We start from the raw sequence: 25,170 nt of genomic DNA, 5'->3' as shown, positions 1-25,170 counted from the left end.
GGCGACGAGCCGACCCGGCCGCCGCGCTTCGCCTATAGCTCCACCTTCACCGTTCGTCCTTCGGACGAACTCTGTCGCGCCAGTTCCAGCAGCCGAATGACACGGAATCCGTCCTGCGCCGTGAGCGCGAGCGGCGCGGCGCCCAGGATCGCATCGCGCACATTGGCGTAGAAGCCGCGATAGTCGCCGACCTCGGTCATCACCGAGCTCTCGACCAGCGTCTCCGGGGTCGTCGGATCCGGGGCGAGCGTCAGCTTGCCCCACGCCGGCTCGCGCTCCTGCAACCACACGTCCGGCGACCCTTCGGCGGGAACCTCGGCGCCGCCGACCAGCGCAGGCTCCTGCGGATCGAGCCCCCACTTGCGAAAGCTGCCCTTCGTCCCGTGCAGCAGGAAGCGCGGCGCATGCGCACAGGCGAGATAGCTCGTCCGGCAATGCGCCAGCAAGCTCTTGCCGTTCGCAGCCCGATAGCTCAGCGTGATGTCGAAGGCGTCCTCGATCGCGGTCTCGTCGCGATCGGACCGGACGCTCGCCGTGATCGAGTCCGGCGCGCCGAACAGCGCCAGCGCCTGGTCCACCAGATGCGGCCCCAGGTCGAACAGCATTCCGTTCGCCGGATCGCCCGCCTCCTGCCATCGCCCCGCGCGCGGCGCGGGGCGGAAGCGATCGAAGTGCGACTCGAAGGTGACGAGCCGCCCGAGAGTCTGATCGGCGATCAGCTTCTTGACGGTGAGAAAATCTCCGTCCCAGCGGCGGTTGTGAAACGGAACCGCCAACAGCCCCTTGCTTTCGGCCAGTCGGCTCAGTTCCAACGCCTCCTCGCTGGTCGCCGTGAAGGGCTTGTCGATGACGACGTGCTTGCCCGCCTCCAGCGCTTGCCTCGCCAGTTCGAAGTGGGTGGCGTTCGGCGTGGTGACGACGATCAACGCGATCGCCGGGTTCGCCAGCATTTCGCCGAACGAGCGCACGATCTGCGCCTCGGGATGCGCGCGCGCGGCCTCATCGCCCTTTCGTTGGTAAATCGCGACCAGTCGGAGCTTGCGCACCGCGCTCACGAAGGGCGCGTGAAAGACCCGGCCGCCCAATCCAAAACCGACAATTCCGACGCCAATCTCTCGGTCAGCCATTCCGCGTCCTCGATCTCTCGCACCATGCCGGGTTCATCTTACGCCAGATTCCAGCTCTCGACAGCGCGAGAACCAAAGCCATGACGATCCGCGCTGCAGTTGCGCGTTTTCAAGCCCTGAAATCGCACGCCGATGAGGTCGCCCGTCACATCCGAATGGAACGCGAAGGCTCGCGATAGCCAGGGACGCGCGATCGTCGCGCCACGACGCGGCGCCCGACGACGGGGCGGCTTCCGGTCCCGAAGCTGCGATTTCGCATGGGAGCTGAAGCGCCCTCCGGCCTCGACGACGCGCATTGCTGGCGGCGCTCGGCAGGCGCGACGACGGGGCTCGAGTTGCCGGCGCCCGAATTCGCCTTCATGATGCGCTTAGACTGATCCGGAGCGCCATATGCTTGCCAACGAGGATCGCGCGCTCCGCTTTGCCGAAGCCTTGAGGGCGCTCGCCGACGGCGACGGCGCAAAGGCCGCCGATATCGCGCAAGCTTTGTTGCAGCGTTGGCCGGAGGACGCCAGCGTTCATCAGTTGATGGCGGCTGTGGCGTTGCGTGGCGGCAGGCCGGCGGAGGCCGAGCGTTGGGCGCTGTCGAGCCTCGACTCCCGGCCCGACCATTTCGCGACGTTGATGCTGGCCGCCCATGCGGCTCGAGCCCGGGGAGATTGGCCGGGGGCGCTGGCGAGGTTGCGGCGGGCGGCCGAACTCGAGCCGACCCGGCCCGAGGCCGCCTTCGGCGCGGCCATCGCCTCGATCGCCGTCGATCCCGGGCAGGCGCAGCGCGTCTTCGACGATCTCCTGCGGCGGTTTCCCGACCCCGTGGCCACATGGGCGGAGGTCGGCGACGCGCTGGAACGAAGCGGACAGAGGGAGCTCGCCGCCCGCGCCTTCGCCATGGCGTTGAGGGCGCAACCGACCGTCAAGCTTCTGCTTCGCTTCGGCTCGGCGTTGCACGCCCTGGGGCGGCGCGGCGAGGCGGCCGGCGCTTATCGGAAAGCGCTGGAACTCGATCCGGCTTCGGCGGAGGCCTGGTTCAAGCTTGGGCTGGCGTTCCAGGACGGCCGGCGTCCGGACCGCGCCGCGGAGGCCTATCGAAGCGCTCTGGCGCTGCGTCCCGACCTCGCCGAGGCGGAGACCAATCTCGGCGTGGTCTTGCAGGAGCAGGGCGAGCTGGCAGCCGCCAAGCAGGCCTATGGACGGGCCATCGCCCTGATGCCGTCGGCGTTCGGGCGCGTCGCGCAAGCGCTGACGACGTCGCCCAAGGGCGAATTGTGGATGGACCTCGGCGCGCTACGCGCTCACCTGTCGGAACTCGGACGCTTGTCCCGGTAGATCTTGCGATAAACCCCCGGAGTCGCATGCAGGGCGTTGGCGACGTCGTCGTGGGCGTCGATGCGCTCCGGCGTCAGGTCCTCGAACGCCAGCGACATCGCTTCGCGGGAAACCGGGAAACATTGCGCAACCGGCGTTCCCGCCGCCAGGACGCCCTCGAATCGCTCGTCGATCCAGGCGGCGGGAAACAGAATTCCGACGGCGTTGAAGCGGTCGGAATCGACCATGCCGGTGAGCGTGCGGAACGGCAGGTCCTCGCGATTGACAGGATGCGTGGCGAACAGCGAATAGCCGGCTTCGAGTTCGATGGTCCAGAAGCTGTTGAACTTGATCAGCGTGCGCCCTTCGGCCGCGAGCGGCGAACCGGCGACTTGCGCGGGCGCATGAAAGCTCAAGGGCGAGCGCGGCTGTGTTTCGCCTGCGAGCGGCGGCAGATCCCAGTCCCACGAGAACCGGCCGTCGGCGACCACGACGTCGCAGGGCAGCCGCATCACGAAGCCGTGACGCATGGCGTCGACGAACGGCGGGCATTGCTTCACCGTGCGGACGTCGCGGCCGTGCAAATCGGAAAACGCCGTTCCCGGCATCTCGCGCAGCCAGGCGGGCAGCGCTTGCGACGCCGGCAGGGGACGCGGCAACGTCTCGCGCAACGCAGGATCGCATCGGAACACGATTCTCACGGCCGAAGCTCGCGGCGATGCAGCGTCGCCTCGACGGCCGCGCGCCATCCGGCGCGCCGCCGCTCGCGCATCGCGCCGCTCATGGCGGGGGTGAAGCGGCGGTCGAGGCCCCAATAGGCGGCGAGTTCGCCCGGCCCCGGGTAGAGGCCGGCGCGCCAGCCGGCGAGGAACGCCGCGCCGAGCGCCGTTGTCTCCCTGTTTTTCGGGCGGTCGACCGGCGCGCCGACGATGTCGGCGAGAAACTGCATCGTCCAGTCGCTCGCGACCATGCCGCCGTCGACACGGACGACCGACTCGGTCCTCGTCGCCCCGCTCGCCTCGAAATCCTCGATCATCACGGCGAGAAGATCGTCGGTCTGGAAGCCGACGCTTTCGAGCGCCGCCCGCGCCAATTCCTTGCGGGTGGCGCCGCGGGTCAGTCCCATCACGGAACAGCGCGCGTCCGCGCGCCAGTGCGGCGCCCCCAATCCGGCGAATGCAGGCACCAGATAGACCTCCTGTTCGGGATCGGAAACCGCCGCCATCGCGCCGGCCTCCGCCGCGCTGGCTATGATTCCGAGACCGTCCCGCAGCCATTGCACCGTCGCGCCGGCCGAGAAAATCGAGCCTTCCAGCGCGTAGTGGCGCACGCCGTCCCATTGATAGGCGATGGTCGTCAGCAGGCCGTGCTGCGAGCGGATCGGCGTCGCGCCGGTGTTGAGCAGGATGAAGCCGCCAGTGCCGTAGGTCGCCTTGGCCATGCCCGGGCTGAGGCAGTCTTGTCCGACCAGCGCCGATTGCTGATCGCCCGCCATCGCGTAAATCGGAAGGACGGCGCCGAAATGCTCGGAAAGGGTCTCGCCGAACCGGCCGGCGGTGTCGCGCACCTCGGGCAGCAGGGAGCGCGGCGCGTCGAACAGTTCGATGAGCGTGTCGTCCCAGCTTCCCGTGCGGATGTCGAGCAGCGAGGTGCGCGAGGCGTTGGTCGCGTCGGTCGCATGCGCCGCGCCGCCCGTCAGGCGCCAGAGCAGAAACGTATCGACCGTGCCGAACGCCAGGTCGCCGCGGGCCGCGCGTTCGCGCGAGCCCGGGACATTGTCGAGAATCCAGGCGATCTTGGTCGCAGAAAAATAAGGGTCGAGCACGAGGCCCGCGCGCTCGCGAACCACGGGCGCGCACCCGTCGCGAGCGAGTTCGGCGCAGCGATCGGCGGTGCGCCGATCCTGCCAGACGATCGCATTGTAGATCGGCTTGCCGGTGTTGCGCTCCCAGACGACGGTCGTCTCGCGCTGGTTGGCGATGCCAATCCCGGCGATCGTCTGCGGGCCGCCGGACTTCGCCACGGCCTCGCGCGCAGTCGCGAGCGTCGTCTTCCACAGATCCTCCGGATCGTGTTCGATCCAGCCGGGATGCGGGTAGATTTGCGGGAACTCCAATTGAGCCGACGCAACCGGCTGCGCGCGTTCGTCGAACACGATGGCGCGCGTGGACGTCGTTCCCTGGTCGATGACGAGAATATGGCCGCCCATGTTGCGATCAAGCCCTCTCAAAGGGGTTTACGGCATCGACGCCGAAATTGATGGCGATCGAGATGCGCAGCGAATGCCCGCGATAGGGGCGCACGGCGTGCAGCAGGAACGAGGGGAAGATGAACAGCAACCCGGGACGCGGCCTTATGGTTTCGGCGCTGCCCGCGGACAGGCCGCCCTCGCCGGCGAATTTGAGCATCGGCGCGTGCATCATCGGCGCCGCGCCGCGCGGGTCCATCATTTCGAATTCGCCGCCGAATTCCGGATTGTCGAGGCATCCGCCATCGGCCACGTAGTAGCAGGCGGACCAGAAGGCGCCGGGATGGAAGTGGCAGGCGTTGGAGGAATGGGTTTCATTGACGTTCGCCCAGGCCTCGACGATCCAGTTCGGCTTGACGGGTTTGCCTTCGCGGTCGCGGGTCAACTGCGTCACCGCCGACCGCGCCCTGGCGATCAGGTCGCGGCCGTGCGGTCCGCACCACGCTTCGAAATCGCGCGTCGAGTGCCAGCCGCCGTTGTTGGACGCCTCGAGGCTCGGATGCGTCTCGCGACGGCGCAGAATGGTCTCCGTCAGCGCTGCGTTGCGCGCTTCGGCGCCCGGCAGCATGATCGCCGCGACCGGCGTCGCGAACAGCCCCTGCACGTGAATTTCGACCGCCATCTCGAGCGTCCTCTACGAACAGCTTTTACGACACGGCAGGTTTCGCCAGCGCGAACCCCGCCGCAAGCGCCGATCCCGCCAGGACGACCGGAACAATGAGACTGGCGCCGGCCAGTCCGCCGACCCAACCCGACACCGGCGGCGCGACCACCATCGCCTCGCCGAGGGCGGCGGCGAGCGCGGCCGCGGCGACGGCGGCGCGAACGCGGGTGGCGCGCAATGTCCGCCGCGCGAGGATGACGGGGGCGGCCGAGGCGACGACGGCCAGCCCCAGGCCGATGGCGAACGCCGCAACACTGTGTTGGACGAAAAGCGCCAGGGCGGCGAGCCCGGCCGCGGCGCCGGCCGGATCGTTGATCGCTTCGGCCAGATGGGCGCTGAGCGAGTCGGTCGAAGGGTCGAGCGGCGCAGGCGTCGGCCGACCGAGCCGGAACGCCGCAAAGGCGATCAGCGCCGCCGCGCCGATGGCGGCGAGATACGGCAGGCTGAACAGGACGACGAACGCCGCGAGCAGCAGGCCCCGCAGGACCAGCGAGGTCGCGACATCGATCAGCGCGCCCTTCGCCGGGCCGGGATAGGCGCCGAGCAGCCGGGCGGCGGAGCGCATCGGCGCGCCCAAGACGGCATAGGTCAGCAAGATTCCGGTCGCTGCGAGCCACAGCGGCGCGGCCCCGCCGGCCGGGGCGTCGGCGCGGCGATAGCTGTCGTAATCGGGAATATCGGTGGAGTCCGAACCCCACAGCCGGAGGACGCGCGCCCAGGCCTTTTCGACGTCGCCGTGCTCGATTTCGCAGGCCGATCCGAGCTCCCGGTTCGGCGCCGTGGTCGGAGTCGCGGCGTTCTTGTCGACGAGCGCATCGTAGCACGGGCCGGTCTGCAAGGCGGGATCGTCGACGACGCCCGTGGTCTTGGCCAACGCCGCGGCGGAGACGAGCAGCGCGACGCCGACCACGGCGGCCCTCAGGGCGCGGCGGAGATCCGGGGCGTTCATGGCTTCGGCTCCACGGCGACAGGCGGGACGGCGGCGCGCTTGCCGATCTTCGGCGCCTGGGCGAAATATCTCAGCAGTTCGCTGCTGGGCGAAAGAACGACCGTCGGACCGCCCTGGGTGAGGGCGGCGCGATAGACCTGCAGCGTCCGATAGAGGTCGTAGAACTCGGGATCCCGACCAAAGGCGGCGACGGCGATCTGATTGGATTCCGCGTCGGCGACTCCCCGCGCGGTCTGGCTGTCGCGAAGCGCGTCGGACAGCAGGATCTCCTTTTCCCGGTCGGCCTTGGAGCGGATCTGCTGCGCCACCTCGAAGCCTTGCGCCCGCAACTCCTTGGCTTCGCGAACCCGCTCCGAGGTCATGCGGTCGTAGATCGCCTGACTGGTCTCCGCCGGCAATTCGGCGCGCAGGATGCGCACGTCGGTCACTTCGACGCCGAGTTCCTGACCTTCCTGCGCCACCTCGTCGCGGATCTCGTCGCTGATCCGATCGCGCTCCGCCGTGAGCAGCGACGGCAGCGAGGCTTTGCCGAGTTCCCTGCGAACCGCGCTCGAGACGATCTGAGCCAGGTTGACGCGCGCTTGCTCCTCGGTTCCGACGCTCTGGTAGAAGCGCAGGGCGTCGGAGATACGAAAGCGCGAGATCGTCGTGACTTCTATACGCTTCTGGTCGCCCAGGATGATCTGATCGAGCGGCGGCTGCAGCGACAACAGATGCTTGTCGTAGGAGACGACGGCGTCGATCAGCGGGGCCTTGAGATAGAGACCCGGCTTGTGCATGACTTCGATCGGCTTTCCGAAGCGCACGACGAGCGCGATGCGGTCTTGCTGCACGACGTGGAACGCCTGCGAGACGACCCAGCCGAGCGCCGCGAGCGCGATCAGGGTGAGGATGAGCGCGCGTATGGTCATGGCGTCGCCTTCGAGACCGGCTGCGCGCCCGCTTGCGGGGCGAGAACCGTCGGGGGCGCGGGCAGGGGCAGATAGGGGACGATCGGGGAGGCGGATCCGCCGGAGGGATCGATGAAGATCTTGCCCGCCGACTTCAAGACCTCCTCCATCGCATCGAGATAGAGCCGTCGCGCCGTCAGGTCGGGGTCGGCGGCGAAACTGGCTTGCAGCGCGTTGAACCGCTCGGCGTCGCTTCGCGCCTTGTTGAGCGCCTGTTCGCGATAGACCAGCGCTTCCTGTTTGACGCGATCGGCCTCGGCGCGGGCGCGCGGCAAAACGTCGTTGCGATAGGCCTCGGCCTCGTTGCGCGCCCGCTGCTGGTCGGCCCTGGCGCGCTGCACGTCGTTGAAGGCGTCGATGACGGCGAGCGGAGGATCGACGCGCTGCAGCTGAACTTGCGTAACCTGGATGCCCGCGTCGTAGGAGTCGAGCGTGCGCTGCAACAGGCTCTGCGCGTCGTCGGCGATTTTCTGTCTTTGATCGGACAGGCCGGATTGAATGGGATTGAGGCCGATGATCTGCCGGACCGCGCTTTCGCCGGCGAGCTTCACCGCGCCCTCGGGATCATAGACGTTGAACAGGAACTTCGACGGGTTCTTGACGCGCCACGAAATCGAAGCCGTGGCCTCGACGATGTTCTCGTCGCCGGTGAGCATCTGCATCACCGTGCCGTTGCCGATCTTGACCTGGTTGACCGCAGTGACGCGGGGCAGCAAGACGAACTCGATCGGATAGGGCCAATGATAGTTGAGCCCCGGTTCGGTGGTTTCGACAAGTTCGCCGAAGCGAAGCACGAGGCCGACCTGATCGGGCTGGACGCGGTAGAACCCGCTCGCCGCCCAAACGGCGAGCGCCAGCGCCACGGTCGCCAGAATGCTCGCCATCGGCAGCACGCGCCGGCCCGGCGGCGCCGTGGCCAGGACGGCGCGGTCGGGCGCCGGGGGCGCGGGCGTTCGCGTCTCGACCGCCGGCGCGGGCGCGTCGCCTTCCGCCGCCGCTGGACGCGCGCGGCGAAGGCGATCGAGCCACGCCTGGACGCCGGCGGGAGTCACGAATTCAGGACCGAAGTCGCCGGGCTCATTGCGCATGACGTCCTCGCAGGCGCGCGCGACGCGGATCGAAGATGAGGTTCTGCCAGACGACGAAAATCGCGCACGCGGCCGGAACGGCGTAGGGCAGGGCGGGCGCATAGGCTGCGATCGCCGGCGCGACGAGCGGATCGCCGACCGCCACGCCGCCCGCCACCCAGCCGAGGAACGCTCCCGACGCGAGGACCAGCAAGCCGCTCTTGTCGAGCAATTCGCGGATCAGATTGCTGCCCCAGATCAACATCGGAATGCTGAGCAACAGGCCGATCGCGATGTAGAGGATGCTGCCTTGCGCGATCGCGGCGATCGCCACGACATTGTCGAGGCTCATCGCGACGTCGGCGACGATGATCGCCTGAACCGCGCCGAGCAGACCCCGGCGTGGTCCCGAAACCGAGGTCCCGCCCCCATCGGCCAGGCCCGAGCCGTCGACCAGCGTCAGGCGCACCGCGATCCACAACAGGACGACGCCCGCGGCGACTTGCACCAGAGGAGCGCGCAAAAGCACGATCGCCGCCGAGCCCATCGCGAGCCGCAAGACGATGGCGCCGACGATGCCGAAGATCGTCGCGCGCTGCATGTCCTCGGCAGGCAGGCCCCGACAGGCCATGGCGATCACGAGCGCGTTGTCTGCGCTGAGCAGCAGGTTGACGAACAGGATCTGCGCCGGAACGACCAGGCTGGCGAAGATCGCCGTCGGGTCGAATGCGAAGTCCATCACGCTCTGCTTCCGGAAACGAAGCGAGCCTCGGCCGAACGCGCCGACATGCCGCTCCCGCCCGGCCGGTCGTCCGCCGCGGACGCGCCGTCGGAAGGAAATGTGGCCGCGCCCAACCTGTTCACGTCCCCTCCGCTCCGATGCGCGTTTTTGCGTTCGCTTTTTTCGTTGCGAAAGGCTAGCCTCGCAGCTACGCGTTCGCAAGTAAAAAACAATTGCCGACCGCGCGCGGCGAGGCCGAACCTCACGGTTTCGGGGACGCTGTCGCGGTCGGCCGGAGGCGGCGCCTTCGTGACGGAGCTTTCGATCCATGGCGGAACCGACGCCCAGGGCCTCAAACTATCGCCAGGCGGAAATCGTCGCGCTGTTGCGCCAGTCGGGACGGGTCGGCGTCGACGAACTCGCCACCCATTTCGGCGTCACCCTGCAAACCATCCGGCGCGACCTGAACGAACTGAGCGAGGCGAGGGCGCTGGTGCGCGTGCACGGCGGCGCGATGATCGCCTCGGGAGTGGCCAACCTGGCCTACGAAGCCCGCCAGTACGTCGCACAACAATCCAAACGCCTGATCGGCGCGGCCGCGGCGCGGCTGGTGCCCGACAACGCCTCCCTGCTGATCAACATCGGCACCACCACCGAGGAGGTCGCCAAGGCCCTTTCCGCCCACTCCGGGCTGCTCGTCATCACAAATAACCTTCACGTGGCCAACGAACTCTACCGCAACCAGTCGGTGCAGGTGATCATCACCGGCGGATCGATCCGCAAGGGCGACGGCGGCATCGTCGGCGCGGTCACGGTCGAGCAGATCGAACAGTTTCGCGCCGACATGGCGATCATCGGCACGTCGGCCATCGATCCGGATGGCGCCTTGCTCGATTTCGACGTCGACGAGGTCCAGATATCTCGCGCCATTATCGAGCACGCCCGCAAGGTCGTCCTCGTCGCCGACAGCAGCAAGTTCTCGCGCTCCGCTCCGGTCAAAATCTCGCAACTGTCGGAAATCGACATCTTCGTGACCGATCGGCTGCCGTCCGAAGAGGTCGCCGAGATGTGCCGCCGTTGCGCCGTCGAGGTCATCGAAGCGGGCGACCCCGCTGAAGGCGAAAGCGGCGAGGCGTCGAAATCGACCGAATAGGGAAACGATCGACATTCGTTTTTTTCGATTGCAACATCAGAAATGTTCGTTGTAGGTTCGTTTGCGAATGGCGGTGGCGATCCGCAATTGCGCCATGAAACGGGAGGACGGAGGCATTGCGCGTTGTCGCGTCAGCCAAGGCATGTTCTCCCTATGACGTCGCGGTCATAGGCGGCGGCGTCAACGGGTGCGGCATCGCCCGCGACGCGGTTGGCCGCGGCTGGTCGGTTTTCCTGTGCGAGAAGGGCGATCTCGCCGGCGCAACGTCGAGCGCGGCGAGCAAGCTGATCCACGGCGGCCTGCGCTACCTCGAGTACTTTCAGTTTCGACTCGTGCGCGAAGCGTTGCTCGAGCGGGAGACCTTGTGGCGCATCGCGCCCCACATCGTCTGGCCGCTGCGGTTCGTCCTTCCGCACCACAAGGGCCTGAGGCCGGCGTGGATGTTGCGGCTGGGCTTGTTTCTCTACGACCATCTGGGGGCCCGCGAATTGCTTCCGCCGACGCGGACGCTGCGTCTTGGCCAGGATCCAGCGGGGGCGCCGCTGAAGCCCGAATACAGCGTCGGCTTCGAGTACTCCGACTGCTGGGTCGAGGATTCGCGGCTGGTCGTGCTGAACGCCCGCGACGCCGCCGATCGCGGCGCAACCATCGCGCCGCGGACGTCCTGCGTGACGGCCAAACGCGAAAGCGACGTCTGGCGCCTGACGCTGCGCGACGAGTTGACCGGGCGGAAGGACGAGATCACGGCGCGGGCGCTCGTCAACGCGGCCGGTCCGTGGGTCGCCGACGTCGCCGGCGCGATCGTGGGAGTCGACGCGCACGCGTCCGTTCGGCTCGTCAAAGGCAGCCACATCGTCACCGAAAGGCTGTTTCCTCACGACCGCTGCTATATCTTCCAGATCAGCGACGGGCGCGTCCTGTTTGCGATCCCCTATGAGCGCGACTTCACCCTGATCGGCACGACCGATCTCGACTATTCCGGCGATCCCGGCGCGGTGGCGGCGTCGGAGCAGGAGATCGACTATCTCTGCAAGGCGGCGAGCGATTATTTCCGCGTCCCCGTGACCACGAACCAGGTCGTCTGGAGCTACTCCGGCGTCCGTCCGCTGTTCGACGACGGAGCCTCCGCCGCGCAGGCGGCGACCCGCGACTACGTCTTGAAGCTCGACGCCGACAGCGGGCGGCCGGCGCTGCTCAACGTCTTCGGCGGCAAGCTCACGACCTATCGCAAGCTCGCCGAAGCGGCGATCGCGATGCTGGCGCCGCATCTTCCCAAGCCGGCGAGGCCGGGCGCCTGGACGGCGAAGGCGTCGCTGCCCGGCGGCGACTTCCCGGTTCTGGGCTTCGAGGCGCTCGTCGAAGACTTGCAAGGGCGCTACCGCGCGCTCGACCCGGACCTCGTGAGAAGGCTCGCGCGCGCCTACGGAACCCTCGTTCCCGGCATTCTGAAGGAAGCGCGCTCGACGGCCGAGCTCGGGCGGAGCTTCGGCGCCGGGCTGACGGAAGCCGAACTCGACTACCTCGTCGAAAGGGAATGGGCGATGTCGGCGGAAGATGTCGTCTGGCGCCGATCGAAACTCGGGCTGCGGCTCTCCAGGGAGGAGATCGAGGCGATCGATGCGTTCCTCACGGCCGCGAGATCGGCGCGCGCCGCAGCGGAAGGATGGAACGCGTGACGTTTGCTCTCGACCATATCGGGTTCGATATCGGCGGCGTTCGCGTGATCGACGACGTATGCCTGACGTTCGAAGCGGCGAGCCTGAATGTCCTGCTCGGACCGACGCTCGCCGGCAAGACGACGATCATGCGTCTCATGGCGGGCCTGGATCAACCGTCGACGGGCCGGCTCTTGCTCGAAGGCAAAGACGTGACCGGAACGCCGGTGCGCAAGCGCTCCGTGGCGATGGTCTACCAGCAGTTCATCAACTACCCCTCGTTCACCGTCTACGAAAACATCGCTTCGCCTCTGCGCGTGGCGGGCGTGGCGAAAGCGGAAATCGATCAGCGGGTCAGGGAAGCGGCGCGCGTATTGCGGCTGGACAATCTCCTGAACCGCATGCCCGCCGAGCTTTCGGGCGGTCAGCAACAGCGCACCGCCATCGCCAGGGCGCTGGTCAAACGCGCCGGGCTCGTCCTGCTCGACGAACCGCTCGCCAATCTGGACTACAAGCTGCGCGAGGAATTGCGTGAGGAGCTGCCGCGCATTTTTTCCCGCACCGGCGCGATCCTCATGTACGCGACCACCGAGCCGTCCGAAGCCCTGCTGCTCGGCGGATCGACGATCACGCTGAGCGAGGGCCGCGTCACCCAATTCGGCCCGACCTCGACAGTGTATCGCGATCCCATCGATATCGACGCCGCGCGCGTGTTTTCCGATCCGCCGCTCAACGAACTCCAGGTCGCCCGCCAGGACGGCGCGATCAGGGACCGACGAGGCCGGTCGCTCGATTGCGTCGGCATGCTTTCCGATCGACCCGACGGCGCCTATCGCGTGACGTTTCGCGCCGACGCCGCCTCGATCGGACCGGCGGCGACTGGGGCGTTGAGCTTCCCCGGCAAGGTCGTGGTCACCGAGATCAGCGGCTCCGAGAGCTTCATCCATGTCGACGTCGGGGTCGGCACATGGGTCTGTCTGGTCTCAGGCGTTCACGATTGGGCGCCCGGCCAAACCGCCACGGTCAATATCGATCCCGCACGGATTTTGGTTTTCGACGCGAGCGGTCGGCGCGTCCAGGCGAACGCGCTCCGGGAGGCCGCGCTATGACCAGCATCACGCTCGATCGCATCGCGCACGCCTATGGCGGCAAGCCGCGCTCGGAATCCGATTACCAGCTGAAACCCTTTCAGCACGTCTGGGAGCAGGGCCTCGCCTACGCGTTGCTCGGGCCCTCCGGGTGCGGCAAGACGACGTTGCTCAACATCATCTCCGGTCTGGTCATCCCCTCCGAGGGACGGTTGCTGTTTGGCGACAAGGACGTCACGCGTCTGCCGACGGAGCAACGCAACATCGCGCAAGTGTTCCAGTTTCCCGTGATCTACGACACGATGACGGTCGCGGAGAACCTCGCATTCCCGTTGAAGAACCGCCGCCTGCCCAAGCCCGTCATCGAGGCTCGCGTGGCGGAGATTGCGGCGATGCTCGATCTGACCGCCGACCTCGGTCGCCGCGCGCGCGGTCTCACGGCCGACGCCAAGCAGAAGATCTCGCTCGGGCGCGGCCTCGTGCGGTCGGACGTTTCCGCAGTGCTGTTCGACGAACCGCTGACCGTGATCGATCCGGCGCTGAAATGGGAGTTGCGGTCGAAACTGAAAGCCGTGCACCGGGCCCTCGATCTGTTGATGATCTACGTCACCCACGACCAGATCGAGGCGCTGACCTTCGCCGACAAGGTCGTCGTGATGAACGATGGCCGAGCCGTCCAGATCGGCACGCCGGCCGAACTCTTCTATCGCCCGGAACATACGTTCGTCGGCTACTTCATCGGCTCCCCCGGCATGAACTTCATGCCGGCGGCGGTCAAAGGCGACCGCGCCCGGGTGGCCGGCTTCGAGTTCGGGCTGGGGCAGGTCTACGACAACGTGCCTGCCGGGCAGCCCGTGCAGGTCGGCGTCCGTCCGGAATTCGTATCCGTGACCTCGGGGCCGGGCTTGCCGGCGCAAGTGCGCCGGGTCGCCGACCTCGGCCGCAAACGGCTCGCCTACGTCAGCCTTGGAGACCATCCGCTGGTCGTCACCATTCCGCGGGAGGTGGAGGGCCTCGGCGAGGTGGTCGCCATCTCGATCGATCCCGCCAACACCCATGTCTATGTCGCCGACGCTCGGGTGCAGGGAAGGGCGCCATGACCGAAAAGCCCCTGAACAACCGAGCCTGGTTCTTCGTGCTGCCGGTGCTCGGTTTTGTGCTGTTCTCGTCGATCATTCCCGTGATGACGGTGGTGAATTACTCGGTCCAGGACACGATGGGCGCCAACAGCTTCTTTTGGAATGGCGACCAGTGGTTCCGCGATCTCCTGAATCCGGCGACGACGATCGGCGCCCGGTTCAACGACGCCTTGTTTCGAACGCTGGCGTTCTCGCTCGCCTGTCTCGCGATCGAGATACCCCTCGGCATCGCGCTGGCGCTGTGCGCGCCGCGGAAGGGCTGGGCGGTCGGGATTTCGCTCGTCGTCATCGCCCTGCCGATGCTCATTCCGTGGAACGTCGTCGGCACCATCTGGCAGATTTTCACGCGCGCCGACATCGGGCTGTTCGGAGCGACCCTGGTCGGGACGGGGCTGCGCTACAACGTGACCCAGGAACCGATTTCCGCATGGATGACGATCGTCGTGATCGACGTCTGGCACTGGACGCCGCTGGTCATCCTGCTCAGCTACGCCGGTCTGCGCGCCATCCCCGACGCCTACTACCAGGCCGCGCGCATCGACGGCGCAAGCCGCTGGGCGGTCTTCTCCAAGATCGAGCTGCCGAAGCTGCAGAAGGTGTTGGTCATCGCGGTGCTGCTTCGTTTCATGCAGACCTTCATGATCTATACCGAACCCTTCGTCGTCACCGGCGGCGGCCCGGGCAGCGCGACCACGTTCCTGTCGATCGATCTCGACAAGATCGCTCTCGGCCAGGTGGACCTCGGCAACGCGGCGGCGATGTCTCTGGTCTACTACCTGATTACGCTCACCGTATGCTGGATATTCTTCACCGTCATGACTCAACTCGAGCGGCGGAGGGACGTTTGATGCGCAACGGGACCCTGCCGAAGATCGTCTTCATTGTCTACGTGCTGATTTTGATGACGCCAATCTACTGGCTCGTCAAAATGAGCCTGCAGACCAATACCGACATCATGTCGGGGCTGACGTTGTTTCCCCGGCATCCGACGTTGGAGAAGTACTTCGAAATATACAACGACCCGACTTGGGTGCACGCTTTCGGCGTGTCGCTATCGTACGTGGCGATCAATACCGTGATCGCCGTCGCGGTGGCGCTGCCGGCGGCTTACGCGTTCAATCGTTATCGCTTCATCGGCGACAAGCATCTGTTTTTTTGGCTGCTGACCAATCTGATGGCGCCGGCGGCGGTGTTCGCGATGCCGTTTTTTCAGCTGTACTACGCGGTCGGGCTTTTCGACTCGATCTGGGCGGTTGTCCTCGCGCATTGCCTGTTCAACGTGCCGCTCGCGGTGTGGATTCTCGAGGGATTCGTCGGCGGCGTGCCGCGCGAGATCGATGAGACCGCGGCGATCGACGGTTATTCGTTCCCGAGGTTCTTCATCCTGATCTTTCTGCCCCTGATCGCCAATGGCATCGGCGTCACCGCGTTCTTCTGCTTCATGTTCTCATGGGTCGAGCAATTGCTCGCCACGACGCTCACGTCCACGCATGCGCTGCCTTTCGCCGCCGTGATGACCCGCGCCTATTCGGTGTCGGGCATGGACTGGTCGTTGCTGGCCGCGGCGGGCGTGCTGACCATGATTCCCGGCGCATTCGTGATCTGGTTCGTGCGCAACCACATCGCCAAGGGGTTCGCTCTTGGCCGAGTTTGACGGAGGGCGCGATGCTCGACTGGATGGCCTGGACCTGGCAGACGGCGTTGTTCTTCGGCTTCGTCGCGTTCATGCTGGTCTTGCTGACCCTTCTCGCCATCTATCGACCCGAAACGCCCCGGATCGGAATCCTTCGGTTTCCCACGACTCGAGGCGATCGGTTCTTCGTAACCTTGATCGGCTCGGCGTACATTTTCATCTTTTGGATGCGCTTCGGCGGCGGTTCTCTCTGGTATCCGCTCTTCGCAGCCATAGTCTACGGGATCGCGATGTTTAAGTTCGCGTAACCCATACTATCGCCGGCGCGCATCGGGCGACGTCGGTTCTTGGGAGGAAGCAGACATGGACGTGAAACGACGCGACGTACTCAAGGGCGCGGCGGCGACGACCGCGGCCGTTGCCGTCGGCAGCGCGGCGATCATTGCACCGACGCCGAGCTATGCGCAAAAGGTCGACGCCGCCAAGAAGTGGGTCGACGACGAATTCCAGCCCTCCACGCTCAGCAAAGATGAGCAGATGGCTGAAATGGAATGGTTCATCAAGGCGTCCGCGCCGTTCAGCGGCATGGAAGTCAGCACCGTCTCGGAAATCCTGAGCGTTCACGATTACGAATCGAAGGTGCTGACCAAGGCCTTCGCCGACATTACCGGCATCAAGGTCAACCACGAGCTGATGAACGAGGGTCTGCTCGTTTCCAAGATCGCGGTTGAAATCGCCTCGGGCAAGCCGATCTACGACTTCTGGATGAACGACTCCGACCATATCGGCACGCATCCCCGTTTCAACGACATCATTGATGGCTCGCTGACCGATTTCATGAACGGCGACGCCAAGGACATCACCAGCCCGACGCTCGACCTCAAGGATTTCATCGGTATCGATTTCGCCACCTACGTCGACGGAAAGATCTATGGATTGCCGGACCAGCAATTCGCCAACCTCTATTGGTTCCGCTACGACTGGTTCCAGCGTCCGGACATCAAGGCCGGCTTCAAGGCCAAATACGGCTACGATCTGGGTGTCCCGGTCAATTGGTCCGCTTACGAGGATATCGCGGACTACTTCACCAACGAGGTGAAGCAGATCGACGGCGAGAAAGTCTACGGCCACATGGACTATGGCAAGAAGGATCCGTCGCTGGGCTGGCGCTTCACCGACGCCTGGCTGTCGATGGCGGGCAACGGCGACAAGGGCTTGCCGAACGGCAAGCCGGTCGACGAATGGGGCATCCGGCTCGAGAACGGCCGGCCGGTGGGCGCTTCGCTCAGCCGCGGCGGCGACGCCAATGGCCCCGCGGCCGTCTACGCCCTGACCAAATTCGTCGAATGGCTGAAGAAATATGCGCCGCCGGAAGCGTCGGGCATGGACTTCCTCGAGGCCGGCGCGGTGCCGGGCCAGGGCCATATCGCGCAGCAGGTCTTCTGGTACAGCGCGTTCACCCACGCCTCCACCGTGCCGACCCTGCCGGTCATGAACCCCGACGGCACGCCGAAGTGGCGCATGGCGCCGAGCCCGCACGGCGCCTATTGGAAAGAGGGCATGAAGCTCGGCTACCAGGACGTCGGCCTTTGGACTCTGCTGAAATTCGCGCCGCGCGAAAAGGTCAAGGCGGGGTGGATCTACGCGCAGTTCTGCACCGCCAAGACAGTTACGCTGAAGAAGTCGCTGGTGTCGCTGCACCTGATCCGCGAGAGCGACATTTGGGCGGATGCGATGACCCAAATGGCGCCCAAGGTCGGCGGGCTCGTCGAGTTCTACCGCAGCCCGGCGCGGAAGCTCTGGACCCCGACCGGCGTCAACGTCCCGGACTATCCGCGCATGGCGCAAGTGTGGTGGCAGAATGTCTCCAAGGCGATCTCCGGCGAGCAAACGCCGCAGGAAGCCATGGACGGCCTCGCGCACGACATGGACTCGATCATGGAGCGCCTGGAGAAGTCGGGCGTTCAGGGCGATCGCGGCCCCAAGATGAATGAGCCGAAGGATCCGGAATATTGGTACGAGCAGGCGATCAAGGACGGCAACACCGCTCCGCAGCGCAAGCTCGCGAACGAAAAGCCGCAAGGCGTCACGGTCGATTATGACGAACTCTTGAAAACCTGGAAGGCGCAGCTGCCGGCGCCGAAGAAGACCTGACGAACGGAAACGACGGAGCCGGGCGGTCGCCCGGCTCCAGACGGCTTTTCATGCCCCAGGCCGGAAAACCAGATCGCGCTCCGACAGGGGGAACTCCACCGCCAGCAAGGAGTTGCGATGACCGGCGCAGCGCCAGCGAATCGCAAGACAAGTTCGGTGCTCGGCAAGATCGCGGTCTGGGGACCGGGCCTGCTGGTGATGCTCGCCGACACGGACGCCGGCAATGTCGTGACCGGCGCGCAGGCGGGAGCGGCCTGGGGCTACCGGTTCCTGCCGCTGCTGCTGTTGCTGATCCCGATGCTCTACATGGTTCAGGAATTGACCGTGCGGCTCGGCATCTTCACCGGCCGCGGTTACGGCGAGTTGATCCGCATCCGTTTTGGCGCGGGATGGGCTTGGCTTTCGCTTCTGGGGCTGGCGGCCGCAGTCATCGGTTCGCTGGTGACGGAATTCACCGGCGTGGCCGGAATAGGCGAACTCTATGGAGTTTCCCGCGCGCTGACTCTGCCGCTCGCGGTCATGACCCTGCTCGGGATCGTCGGCACCGGGTCGTATCGGCGGGTGGAGCGGGTCGCCATTTTCGTCGGACTGTTCGAGCTCGCCTTCTTCGCCGTGGCCTGGGCCGCGCATCCGAGCCTTGCCGCGCTCCTCGCCGACGTCGTCGATTTGCCGATCCGGGACCGCGCCTTTCTCTACATGGCGGCGGCGGTCATTGGAGCGGTTTTCAACCCCTGGATGATCTTCTACCAGCAGTCGGCGATCGCAGAAAAAAAGCTTCAACGCGACGACTTCAAAGCGGCTCGGCTGGACACGGCGTTCGGCGCCGTGCTGACGCAATGCTTGACCGGCGCGATCGTCATCGCCGCGGCGGCGACATTGGGCAAGAACGGGGCCTCCATCGGCCTCGGCAGCGTCGGCGAGATCAGCAACGCGTTGTCCCCGGCGCTCGGCGAGACGATCGGCCGCCTCGTCTTCAGTGCGGGTGTGCTCGGGGCCTCGTTGGTCGCAGCGATCGTCTGTTCGCTGGCGCTCGCCTGGGGCGCGGGAGAGATTACGGGTTACAAGCACTCTCTCGAGTATCACCCCTTTGCGGCGAAGTGGTTTTACGGCGTTTATGCGCTCTGCGTCGTCGGCTCGGCCGTCGTGGTCGGCCTCGCGCGCGACCTCGTGTGGCTCAACATCGCGGCCCAGGCGCTCAACGCCTTTCTCTTGCCGTTGGTCATCGGCCTCCTTGTCGCCCTGGCGGTCAAGGCGCTGCCGGAGGCCGTGCGGCTCAACGGCGTGTATCTCTGGATTCTGACCGCGGTCTGTACGGTCGTCGTCGCCGTCGGCGTGTTCGGCGGCATTCAGGGCGTATTCGCTCCGTGAATACGCATCGCTTAGGTCTCCGTCTCCAACCCGGGGTGATTCCGCCATGTTTGACTTCGATTTGAGCAAGATGCTGCTGGTCGGCGTGGTCGCGCTGATCGTCGTCGGTCCGAAGGAGCTGCCGGCCGTGATGCGGACGCTGGCCCGCGGCATGGCTCATCTGCGGCGTTTGCAAGCAAGCGCGCGCACGGCCGTCGACACGTTCATGGCCGACGCCGACCCAGGTTCGGTCGATCGCGAGTTTGCAAGCCTCGACAAGGTCGTGCGGACCAATATCGCCTTGAATCCCGCGACGGCGATGCGGGGTCATCTCCCGGCCTCGGGCGCAGGCGGCGCGCGGCGGGAGGTCGAGGAGGAGACGCCGCACTACGCTTCGCCCGAGATGCAGGCCTATCTGGCGCCGCCCGCCGAAAGGCCGGCGCTCGCGAAAGGAGAGGCTGCGCCGACGCCAGCCTGGACGTGATGCGGCCGTCCGCGCCGGTTTGCGCGATGACCTCGTTGCGATCGAAGGAGCGGGAAGGGACGAGCGTCCCCGCCCGGTTTCGGGTCCTCACGGCGGCCGCCTGCGCCTTGGCGCTGTCGGCGCGCGCCGGCTGGACCGAGTCGTCGTCGGAAATCCTGCTGGGCGAGATCCCGCGCTTTTCCGACGAGACGTCAGCCCGCGCCGCCTGCGGCGCCGACCCTGTCGTTTGGGCGGATCGCAAGAGCGGATTCTTCTACCCGAAGTTCCACCCTGATTTCGGCAAGACGGCGACCGGCGCCTATGCATGCTATAGCCGAGCGAAGAAGGCGAACTATTGGAGTCTCACGCCGGACGGCGAAGGAGGTCGGGAGGGCCGCGAGTTTCCTTTGATATTTTGCACGCAATGCTCGTAGCGTCGAAGCCGGACGCGACGAGCGCGCCGGTTCCGCCTCGCCGATGTCGGCGGCTGCGCCGATTTCGCACGGTCCCATCGCCCGCACGGTCGAAGCGCCCCACGGTTGCGCTGAGAACGGCTGGTCTGGCTGGGGCGGGAGGATTCGAACCTCCGTATGGCGGAATCAAAATCCGCTGCCTTACCGCTTGGCGACGCCCCAATCCGCCGCCAGCGTCCAGTCGCCGGCGGAAAGCGGGCCGGACATTAGTTCCGGGCCCCGCGCATCGCAATGGCCGGGCAGTCGAAATTTCCGGCGGGCTTCGCACCCGCATCGCCTCGATCCGCCGCCCTCGCCGCCCGGTCGCGCGGGAAAGGGCGGTCGGCGGCGCGCGCAACCGTCGCCGACGCGCGAACGGCCGGGATGGCGGCTGCGTCTATTGGCCGAGCGCATGTCCGATGATCGTCGGGTCGATGCTGGTCTCGCCGCGGAAGGGGTTGTCGAGAATGATGACCAGGCCGACGGCGAGGCCGATCGCGGCCGTGTGCAGCATGTTCACCTGCATGCCGAAGCGCTTCGGCTTTTCCCGTCCGGAGAGGAACGAGCTGCCGGCGACGATGATGATCAGGATCAGCCAGAAGGCGCCGGGTATGTTGGTGTTCGCATCGGAAAGGCGGGTCTGGCGCAGCGACTCGATCTTGTCCGCGTAACGGGCGAGGTCGAAGCGGGACGGGTCCGTCGGAGCGAGAGTCTTCTGGACCGCGCGAAGGTTCGTCCAGAGCGCGTCGAGGTCGTTCTGGGCAAGCGGCGACAGCGCGTTCGGCGCCTTCGCGAGCCGTCGCCATTCGTCGCCGGCGACATCGCGGGCGTAGGCCGCGAGCGCCGCCTTCGCCGGGCCGGCCGCGGGACCGAGGGCGTCGAGCTCGCGCCCGAGACGGTAGATCGACACGCCCTCCTGCCGGGCGTTGTCTTCGGTCTTGGTCAGACTCGAAACCCCGTTGGTGATCATCAGGGCGAGAATGAAGGCCGAAAGCGCCAGCAGGCCGGAATGGGCGGTGTCGGCGAGCTTGTCGTCGAACGGGCTGTGAACGGGCCAGCGCCGGAACCACATCCGGTTCGCGAGCGACGCGACCGCGCCGCCGAACAGAAAGAAGAACGAGGCGCTGACCGCCAGGATCGCGGCGTCCGGCAGCGAATTTCCCAGGAGATCGACAAGAGCCGCCATGCGGGCCCTTGTCGATCTCCGCCCGGCGCCCTGTCAACAGGCATTCGCGCGGATCGGACCGGCGGCGGCTGCTTGCTCCCGGCTTTGTCAGACGATCAGGCCCCGCGTCGGCGCAACCTGCGCGCTGTCGGGAAAAACCGTCTCTGCGAGCGCCTTTGCGGAAAGCCCGAACGGCTCGGCGATCAGGCCCTTGATCACGCCGCGCAGGTCGGCCGTCGGATAGAGGTCGCGGCCCTCGTAGAGCCGTTCCGGCCTCAGGCTCGGCCAGTCGGCGACAACCCGACCGCCGGCGAGCGCGCCGCCCGCCAGGAGCGCCGCCGTCGCCGTGCCGTGGTCGGTGCCGTGCGTGCCGTTGACGCGGACCGTGCGGCCGAACTCGGTGACGGCGATGACGATCGTGTCCTTCCACGCTTCGCCCAGGCTCGCATGCAGCGCTTCGAACGACGCGTCGAGGCCCTGGAGCCTCTGCGCCAGCAGGCCTTGGGCCGCGCCTTCGTTCTGGTGGGTGTCGAACCCGTCGAAGGCGAGCGCGGCGAGACGGGGCCCGCCCGGCGTCGCGAGCAGTCGGCCGGCGCCAGCCGCCGCGGCGCGCATCTGGTCGACCGGCCCGCCGCCGGGCTTCTTCGTCGACCCGGGCTCTCCACCGCCTTCCGCGGCGACTTTTTCGGCGGCGACCGCAGCGTGAAGCCGCTCGCCGAGAACAGCGTCGCTGTGGGCGTAGAGATCGAGGACGCGCTGCGTCAGATCGGCCCCGGCGGGCGCGAGGCCGCCGGGCGGCGCCCAGCCGAGCGCCGGCGCCGGGCCGCGGATGACGAGCGGCGCGGTCGCGCCGACCCCGAGCCCGCGGATAGCGCCCTTGGCCGGACCGGGCAGGGCGGCGAGCGTCCGGTTGAGCCAGCCGCTGTCGGTGCGCCCGGGACCGGGATTGCCGCTTTCGAGCACGTCCTGGCCGTCGAAATGCGAGCGGTCGCGATAGCTCGTGGCGACCGCATGCACGACCATCGCCTGTTTGAGGTCATAGAGGGTCTTGAAGGCGGCGAGCGACGGGTGAAGTCCGAACCCTGAGTCGAGCGGGAGAGCCGCGCGGTCGCCCGAAGCGGCGAAGGCGAGATCGCCGTGCAGCGTCGCGTAGTCCGGATCGCCGACCGGCGGGACGGCGGAGAGCCCGTCCATCGCCCCGCGCAGGATGATGACGACGAAGCGCGGGTCGCGCGCGCTCGCGGCGCTCGCCGGCGCGGCGAGAAAGCCGAAACCGCACGCGACGCCGAAGCCGCCCGCCGCGCGGATAAAGCCGCGGCGGGACAGGGGAACATCGACAGGCCGGCGGATCATGGTCATCTCCTCTGGAATTCGGGCGCCATGAACAGCAGCGCCAGCGCCTGCTCGCGCGACTCCGCGCGACTGACGGCCTGGACCGTTTCCGGCGAGGCGGCGGTCTCGCCCAGCGTCGACTTCAGGACGGCGAGCGGCTCGGCGCCGCCCCGCATCCGCTGGCCCATGGCCCAGGCGATGTCGAGCCGCGCCTTCATCCCTTCCGGCGACGCCCACCCGTCGCTCATGTCGGGAAAGCCGTTCGGGCCGGACGGCTGCCACAGCGGCATGCCGAGGAGATTGAGCGCCTGCAGATAGAACCCGGGGTCGTGCGGGGCGAAGCCGGTCGCGCGGGCTGCGCCGACCACGAATTCGAGGGGCGTGCGGACTTTGACGCGCGGCGCCACCCAGGCGCGGTCGTCGGAGACGAGCGCGGAGGCGACGACCGCCAGATCCCCGTCGCTGTCCTGGAACCTCTTGGCCAGCATGGCGACGAGGTCCGGCGCCGGGTCGTCGGCGACGAAATGGCGGACGAGCTTCGTCGCGATATGGCGCGCCGTCGCCGGATGGCGCGCGAGATCGTCGAGGATCGCGCGTCCCTGCTCGACGCCCGCCTCGGCATAGGTCTTGCCGAGAATTTTTCGCGGACCCGGCTCGTGCCAGTTGGGCTTGAAGGCGAAGCCGCCCGGCGCGCCCGACTCGCTGTCGGGCCCTGCGACGCTCCAGCCGGTGAGCCCGCGGGCGAACTCGGCGACGTCGGCCTGGGTGTAGCCGGAGCCAACCCCCAGCGTATGCAACTCCATGATCTCGCGCGCCAGATTCTCGTTCAGTCCCCTGCCGGCGAATTTTCCCGGCGCGGCGTCGGGGCCGATCGAGTTCTGGTTGTCGAGATACAGGATCATGGCCGGATGGGATTCCGCAGCGCCCAACAGCGCCGAGAACTTTCCGAGCGCGTGTGGGCGGATCGCCTCGCGCTCGAACGGACCGGCGGCCGCGCGCAACTCGCCGCTCTTGGCGACCGAGACCGCGAAATGGTTCGACCAGAAGGCGACCAACCTCTCGACGAAGCCGGCGCGGGCCTCGAGCTGCTTCTGGAGCCGCGCCTGGGCCTCGGCGAGAAACTGCGCCTGCTCGACCGCGGGCTTCGAGGCCGGGGCCTTCGGCGGTTCGGCCTTCGCAGCGGCGGGCGAGGCGGCCGACGGACCGGGGGGCGGACTCGCCGAGGGACCACGAATCGCGGGAGCGGCGGTCATGCCGGGGCCTGCAGGCGGAGCGGGAGCGAGCATGGCTGTCTGCATCGCAGCGGCGGCCATCTTCGCCCGCTCCGCGCGCAGGGCCTGCTGTTCGAGATAATAGGCCTGCAGAGCCTCGGCGCCCGAAGGCGGCGCATGGTCGCGGATCAGCGCGACATTGGCCGTCCACAATTCCTCGAGGAGAAAGCCGCGAGGATCTCGCGCCGCGTCGTTCAGGTCGCCCGGCCGCGCGCCGAGCCCGAACCGGTTGAACGCCGTCACCGCGGCAGCGTCGCTGGGGTTGATCGCCATGGTCCACGAACCTCGCGAAGCCAGAGGCCGCGCTTCGTTCATCATTCAATCAGAGCGAGGATGAGCCGCCCGTGAACCAATCGTGGCGACAATCGGCCGATCGGGGGGAGATCGGACCGGCCGCCTCCGCCGGAGCGGCCGCTTCCCCTTGCGCCGGCCTGCGTGCGGCGCGCCGCGTCCTGGAGATCGGCGCGGCGACGACCGGCGTTCGGCGAAAGCCGAACCGGCGCGCGGTCGACCCGTTCGTTGCAAGTCAGCCGAGCAGCCGCTGGGCCGAGGTCGCGGCGAAAACGAGCATCAGAAGTCCGGTCGCGAGGTCGACGAAGATCGTCCAGGCGCGGCGCGCGTCGCCGTCGAGGCCGCGATGCAGGAGCGTGTTGGCGGTCGCCCAGATCACGCCCCAGGTCAGCGCGCCTGCGATCACCGCCGCGGCCATGATCAGCAGCGCGGCGGCCTTCGCGCCGGCGAGCTCGGGCCGGCCCATCGCCGCGAGCCAGAACGCCACGTTCCACGGGCTCGTCAGCGCCATCGCCGCGCCGAGCCCGAAACCGCCGTGGACGGAGCCGAAGCGGGAGGGCGCGGGCTTCGCCTCGGGCTCGCCGCCGCGCCCGGCCCAGGCGCGCCAGGCGCCGCGCAGGAACAGCCCGGCGAGCGCGATCAGGAGCGCGATGCTGACGACACCCATGGCGGCGCGCGCGAGCGGCGCGGTGAACAGCAGGCCGACGCCGAGCGCGACCGCCACCGCCCACAGGGCGTCGGCGCTGGAGGCGCCGGCGAGCACCGCGAGCCCGCTCCAGAACCGGCCGGCGCCGCAGCGGCGCGCGATCTCGGCGTTGATCGGCCCCGGCGGCCAGGCGACCGACCAGCCGAGCAGGAATCCGGCGCCGATGAGGGCGGGCAGAGAGGTCATGCGGCCGTTGCATCCGAGCGGGCGGGGCGTTTGTCAACCGGGCTCCCGATCGTCGCGCCGGGCTTCGCATGCGGACGGTCGGTCGTCGACCGGCCCCGGCGCGC

Annotated in this window: 24 protein-coding genes and 1 tRNA gene; 12 read left to right on the top strand and 13 right to left on the bottom strand. The window is 67.4% G+C overall.

Annotated elements, in window-relative coordinates:
- Positions 1–32: 32 nt before the first annotated feature.
- Positions 33–1,127: a Gfo/Idh/MocA family oxidoreductase gene (locus DFR50_RS02170; RefSeq protein ID WP_113887548.1), complete on the bottom strand. Its 1,095-nt coding sequence runs from the start codon at positions 1,125–1,127 to the stop codon at positions 33–35.
- A 390-nt stretch (positions 1,128–1,517) separates the two neighbouring features.
- Between DFR50_RS02170 and DFR50_RS02165 the strand changes: the two genes are divergently transcribed.
- The gene (locus DFR50_RS02165; protein WP_113887547.1) at positions 1,518–2,453 is read left to right on the top strand and encodes a tetratricopeptide repeat protein; all 936 of its coding nucleotides are present in this window, start codon (positions 1,518–1,520) and stop codon (positions 2,451–2,453) included.
- Here DFR50_RS02165 and DFR50_RS02160 read toward each other — a convergent pair.
- The 7 genes from DFR50_RS02160 to DFR50_RS02130 are packed head-to-tail and all read right to left on the bottom strand — an operon-like array spanning position 2,420 to position 9,049.
- Positions 2,420–3,133, bottom strand: coding sequence for a hypothetical protein (locus tag DFR50_RS02160; RefSeq protein WP_113887743.1), 714 nt, complete (start codon positions 3,131–3,133; stop codon positions 2,420–2,422). The genes DFR50_RS02165 and DFR50_RS02160 overlap by 34 nt on opposite strands.
- A complete protein-coding gene (gene glpK, locus DFR50_RS02155; RefSeq protein WP_113887546.1) occupies positions 3,130–4,641 on the bottom strand; it encodes a glycerol kinase GlpK in 1,512 nt (503 codons plus the stop codon). Before glpK ends, DFR50_RS02160 begins: the two co-directional genes overlap by 4 nt.
- Positions 4,642–4,648: 7 nt before the next feature.
- Positions 4,649–5,302 carry a TIGR02466 family protein gene (locus DFR50_RS02150; protein ID WP_113887545.1) on the bottom strand — a complete coding sequence of 218 codons (654 nt, stop codon included), beginning with the start codon at positions 5,300–5,302 and terminating at the stop codon, positions 4,649–4,651.
- Positions 5,303–5,327: 25 nt separating this feature from the next.
- A complete protein-coding gene (locus tag DFR50_RS02145) occupies positions 5,328–6,293 on the bottom strand; it encodes a hypothetical protein (RefSeq protein ID WP_113887544.1) in 966 nt (321 codons plus the stop codon).
- Positions 6,290–7,204 carry a protease modulator HflC gene (hflC, locus tag DFR50_RS02140; protein ID WP_113887543.1) on the bottom strand — a complete coding sequence of 305 codons (915 nt, stop codon included), beginning with the start codon at positions 7,202–7,204 and terminating at the stop codon, positions 6,290–6,292. Before hflC ends, DFR50_RS02145 begins: the two co-directional genes overlap by 4 nt.
- A complete protein-coding gene (gene hflK / locus DFR50_RS02135) occupies positions 7,201–8,331 on the bottom strand; it encodes an FtsH protease activity modulator HflK (RefSeq protein WP_113887542.1) in 1,131 nt (376 codons plus the stop codon). Before hflK ends, hflC begins: the two co-directional genes overlap by 4 nt.
- Positions 8,321–9,049 carry a YjbE family putative metal transport protein gene (locus DFR50_RS02130; RefSeq protein WP_210208782.1) on the bottom strand — a complete coding sequence of 243 codons (729 nt, stop codon included), beginning with the start codon at positions 9,047–9,049 and terminating at the stop codon, positions 8,321–8,323. Before DFR50_RS02130 ends, hflK begins: the two co-directional genes overlap by 11 nt.
- Before the next feature lie 310 nt (positions 9,050–9,359).
- Between DFR50_RS02130 and DFR50_RS02125 the strand changes: the two genes are divergently transcribed.
- From DFR50_RS02125 to DFR50_RS02075, 11 genes are all read left to right on the top strand, one after another.
- Complete coding sequence (locus DFR50_RS02125; protein ID WP_113887540.1) at positions 9,360–10,184, top strand: DeoR/GlpR family DNA-binding transcription regulator; 825 nt, start codon at positions 9,360–9,362, stop codon at positions 10,182–10,184.
- 116 nt (positions 10,185–10,300) lie between these two features.
- Positions 10,301–11,860 carry a glycerol-3-phosphate dehydrogenase gene (gene glpD, locus DFR50_RS02120; RefSeq protein ID WP_113887539.1) on the top strand — a complete coding sequence of 520 codons (1,560 nt, stop codon included), beginning with the start codon at positions 10,301–10,303 and terminating at the stop codon, positions 11,858–11,860.
- On the top strand, positions 11,857–12,948 hold the full coding sequence (locus DFR50_RS02115; RefSeq protein ID WP_113887742.1) for an ABC transporter ATP-binding protein: 1,092 nt from the start codon (positions 11,857–11,859) through the stop codon (positions 12,946–12,948). The genes glpD and DFR50_RS02115 overlap by 4 nt, the downstream gene beginning before the upstream one ends.
- Positions 12,945–14,027, top strand: a complete 1,083-nt coding sequence (locus tag DFR50_RS02110; protein WP_113887538.1) for an ABC transporter ATP-binding protein — start codon at positions 12,945–12,947, stop codon at positions 14,025–14,027. The genes DFR50_RS02115 and DFR50_RS02110 overlap by 4 nt, the downstream gene beginning before the upstream one ends.
- Positions 14,024–14,914 carry a carbohydrate ABC transporter permease gene (locus DFR50_RS02105; RefSeq protein ID WP_113887537.1) on the top strand — a complete coding sequence of 297 codons (891 nt, stop codon included), beginning with the start codon at positions 14,024–14,026 and terminating at the stop codon, positions 14,912–14,914. The genes DFR50_RS02110 and DFR50_RS02105 overlap by 4 nt, the downstream gene beginning before the upstream one ends.
- Positions 14,914–15,720: a carbohydrate ABC transporter permease gene (locus DFR50_RS02100; RefSeq protein ID WP_113887536.1), complete on the top strand. Its 807-nt coding sequence runs from the start codon at positions 14,914–14,916 to the stop codon at positions 15,718–15,720. Before DFR50_RS02105 ends, DFR50_RS02100 begins: the two co-directional genes overlap by 1 nt.
- A gap of 11 nt (positions 15,721–15,731) precedes the next feature.
- Positions 15,732–16,007, top strand: a complete 276-nt coding sequence (locus DFR50_RS02095; RefSeq protein ID WP_113887535.1) for a DUF2160 domain-containing protein — start codon at positions 15,732–15,734, stop codon at positions 16,005–16,007.
- 55 nt (positions 16,008–16,062) lie between these two features.
- Positions 16,063–17,853: an ABC transporter substrate-binding protein gene (locus tag DFR50_RS02090; RefSeq protein WP_113887534.1), complete on the top strand. Its 1,791-nt coding sequence runs from the start codon at positions 16,063–16,065 to the stop codon at positions 17,851–17,853.
- A 117-nt stretch (positions 17,854–17,970) separates the two neighbouring features.
- The gene (locus tag DFR50_RS02085; protein WP_113887533.1) at positions 17,971–19,221 is read left to right on the top strand and encodes an NRAMP family divalent metal transporter; all 1,251 of its coding nucleotides are present in this window, start codon (positions 17,971–17,973) and stop codon (positions 19,219–19,221) included.
- A 46-nt stretch (positions 19,222–19,267) separates the two neighbouring features.
- Entirely contained in the window at positions 19,268–19,684 is a 417-nt protein-coding gene (locus DFR50_RS02080; RefSeq protein WP_113887532.1) for a Sec-independent protein translocase subunit TatA/TatB, read from the top strand.
- Between the two features lie 26 nt (positions 19,685–19,710).
- Positions 19,711–20,097, top strand: a complete 387-nt coding sequence (locus DFR50_RS02075; protein WP_170153012.1) for a hypothetical protein — start codon at positions 19,711–19,713, stop codon at positions 20,095–20,097.
- Positions 20,098–20,223: 126 nt separating this feature from the next.
- On the opposite strand, the gene DFR50_RS02070 is transcribed toward DFR50_RS02075, so the two are convergent.
- The 5 genes from DFR50_RS02070 to DFR50_RS02050 form a co-directional block, all read right to left on the bottom strand.
- A tRNA-Gln gene (locus DFR50_RS02070) sits at positions 20,224–20,298 on the bottom strand.
- Positions 20,299–20,512: 214 nt separating this feature from the next.
- Positions 20,513–21,301, bottom strand: a complete 789-nt coding sequence (locus tag DFR50_RS02065; RefSeq protein ID WP_113887530.1) for a bestrophin-like domain — start codon at positions 21,299–21,301, stop codon at positions 20,513–20,515.
- An 87-nt stretch (positions 21,302–21,388) separates the two neighbouring features.
- Positions 21,389–22,639 carry a DUF1501 domain-containing protein gene (locus DFR50_RS02060; RefSeq protein WP_113887529.1) on the bottom strand — a complete coding sequence of 417 codons (1,251 nt, stop codon included), beginning with the start codon at positions 22,637–22,639 and terminating at the stop codon, positions 21,389–21,391.
- Positions 22,636–24,156: a DUF1800 domain-containing protein gene (locus DFR50_RS02055; protein ID WP_113887528.1), complete on the bottom strand. Its 1,521-nt coding sequence runs from the start codon at positions 24,154–24,156 to the stop codon at positions 22,636–22,638. Before DFR50_RS02055 ends, DFR50_RS02060 begins: the two co-directional genes overlap by 4 nt.
- A gap of 253 nt (positions 24,157–24,409) precedes the next feature.
- A complete protein-coding gene (locus tag DFR50_RS02050; protein WP_113887527.1) occupies positions 24,410–25,066 on the bottom strand; it encodes a LysE family translocator in 657 nt (218 codons plus the stop codon).
- Between the last annotated feature and the right edge of the window lie 104 nt (positions 25,067–25,170).

It is taken from the genome of Roseiarcus fermentans (assembly GCF_003315135.1).
GTDB classification, from domain to species: domain Bacteria; phylum Pseudomonadota; class Alphaproteobacteria; order Rhizobiales; family Beijerinckiaceae; genus Roseiarcus; species Roseiarcus fermentans.
Note: the sequence above shows the minus strand (reverse complement) of the source record. Positions and strands in the feature narration are given on the sequence as shown.

Coding starts and splice junctions, on each gene's coding strand:
- DFR50_RS02125 (WP_113887540.1), top strand. CDS start 9,360: ATGGCGGAACCGACGCCCAGGGCCTCAAACTATCGCCAGGCGGAAATC.
- DFR50_RS02170 (WP_113887548.1), bottom strand. CDS start 1,127: ATGGCTGACCGAGAGATTGGCGTCGGAATTGTCGGTTTTGGATTGGGC.
- DFR50_RS02075 (WP_170153012.1), top strand. CDS start 19,711: ATGACCTCGTTGCGATCGAAGGAGCGGGAAGGGACGAGCGTCCCCGCC.
- DFR50_RS02165 (WP_113887547.1), top strand. CDS start 1,518: ATGCTTGCCAACGAGGATCGCGCGCTCCGCTTTGCCGAAGCCTTGAGG.
- DFR50_RS02050 (WP_113887527.1), bottom strand. CDS start 25,066: ATGACCTCTCTGCCCGCCCTCATCGGCGCCGGATTCCTGCTCGGCTGG.
- DFR50_RS02095 (WP_113887535.1), top strand. CDS start 15,732: ATGCTCGACTGGATGGCCTGGACCTGGCAGACGGCGTTGTTCTTCGGC.
- DFR50_RS02100 (WP_113887536.1), top strand. CDS start 14,914: ATGCGCAACGGGACCCTGCCGAAGATCGTCTTCATTGTCTACGTGCTG.
- DFR50_RS02060 (WP_113887529.1), bottom strand. CDS start 22,639: ATGACCATGATCCGCCGGCCTGTCGATGTTCCCCTGTCCCGCCGCGGC.
- DFR50_RS02055 (WP_113887528.1), bottom strand. CDS start 24,156: ATGGCGATCAACCCCAGCGACGCTGCCGCGGTGACGGCGTTCAACCGG.
- hflK (WP_113887542.1), bottom strand. CDS start 8,331: ATGCGCAATGAGCCCGGCGACTTCGGTCCTGAATTCGTGACTCCCGCC.
- DFR50_RS02150 (WP_113887545.1), bottom strand. CDS start 5,302: ATGGCGGTCGAAATTCACGTGCAGGGGCTGTTCGCGACGCCGGTCGCG.
- DFR50_RS02090 (WP_113887534.1), top strand. CDS start 16,063: ATGGACGTGAAACGACGCGACGTACTCAAGGGCGCGGCGGCGACGACC.
- DFR50_RS02085 (WP_113887533.1), top strand. CDS start 17,971: ATGACCGGCGCAGCGCCAGCGAATCGCAAGACAAGTTCGGTGCTCGGC.
- DFR50_RS02130 (WP_210208782.1), bottom strand. CDS start 9,049: ATGGACTTCGCATTCGACCCGACGGCGATCTTCGCCAGCCTGGTCGTT.
- DFR50_RS02080 (WP_113887532.1), top strand. CDS start 19,268: ATGTTTGACTTCGATTTGAGCAAGATGCTGCTGGTCGGCGTGGTCGCG.
- DFR50_RS02105 (WP_113887537.1), top strand. CDS start 14,024: ATGACCGAAAAGCCCCTGAACAACCGAGCCTGGTTCTTCGTGCTGCCG.
- DFR50_RS02145 (WP_113887544.1), bottom strand. CDS start 6,293: ATGAACGCCCCGGATCTCCGCCGCGCCCTGAGGGCCGCCGTGGTCGGC.
- DFR50_RS02065 (WP_113887530.1), bottom strand. CDS start 21,301: ATGGCGGCTCTTGTCGATCTCCTGGGAAATTCGCTGCCGGACGCCGCG.
- DFR50_RS02110 (WP_113887538.1), top strand. CDS start 12,945: ATGACCAGCATCACGCTCGATCGCATCGCGCACGCCTATGGCGGCAAG.
- glpK (WP_113887546.1), bottom strand. CDS start 4,641: ATGGGCGGCCATATTCTCGTCATCGACCAGGGAACGACGTCCACGCGC.
- hflC (WP_113887543.1), bottom strand. CDS start 7,204: ATGACCATACGCGCGCTCATCCTCACCCTGATCGCGCTCGCGGCGCTC.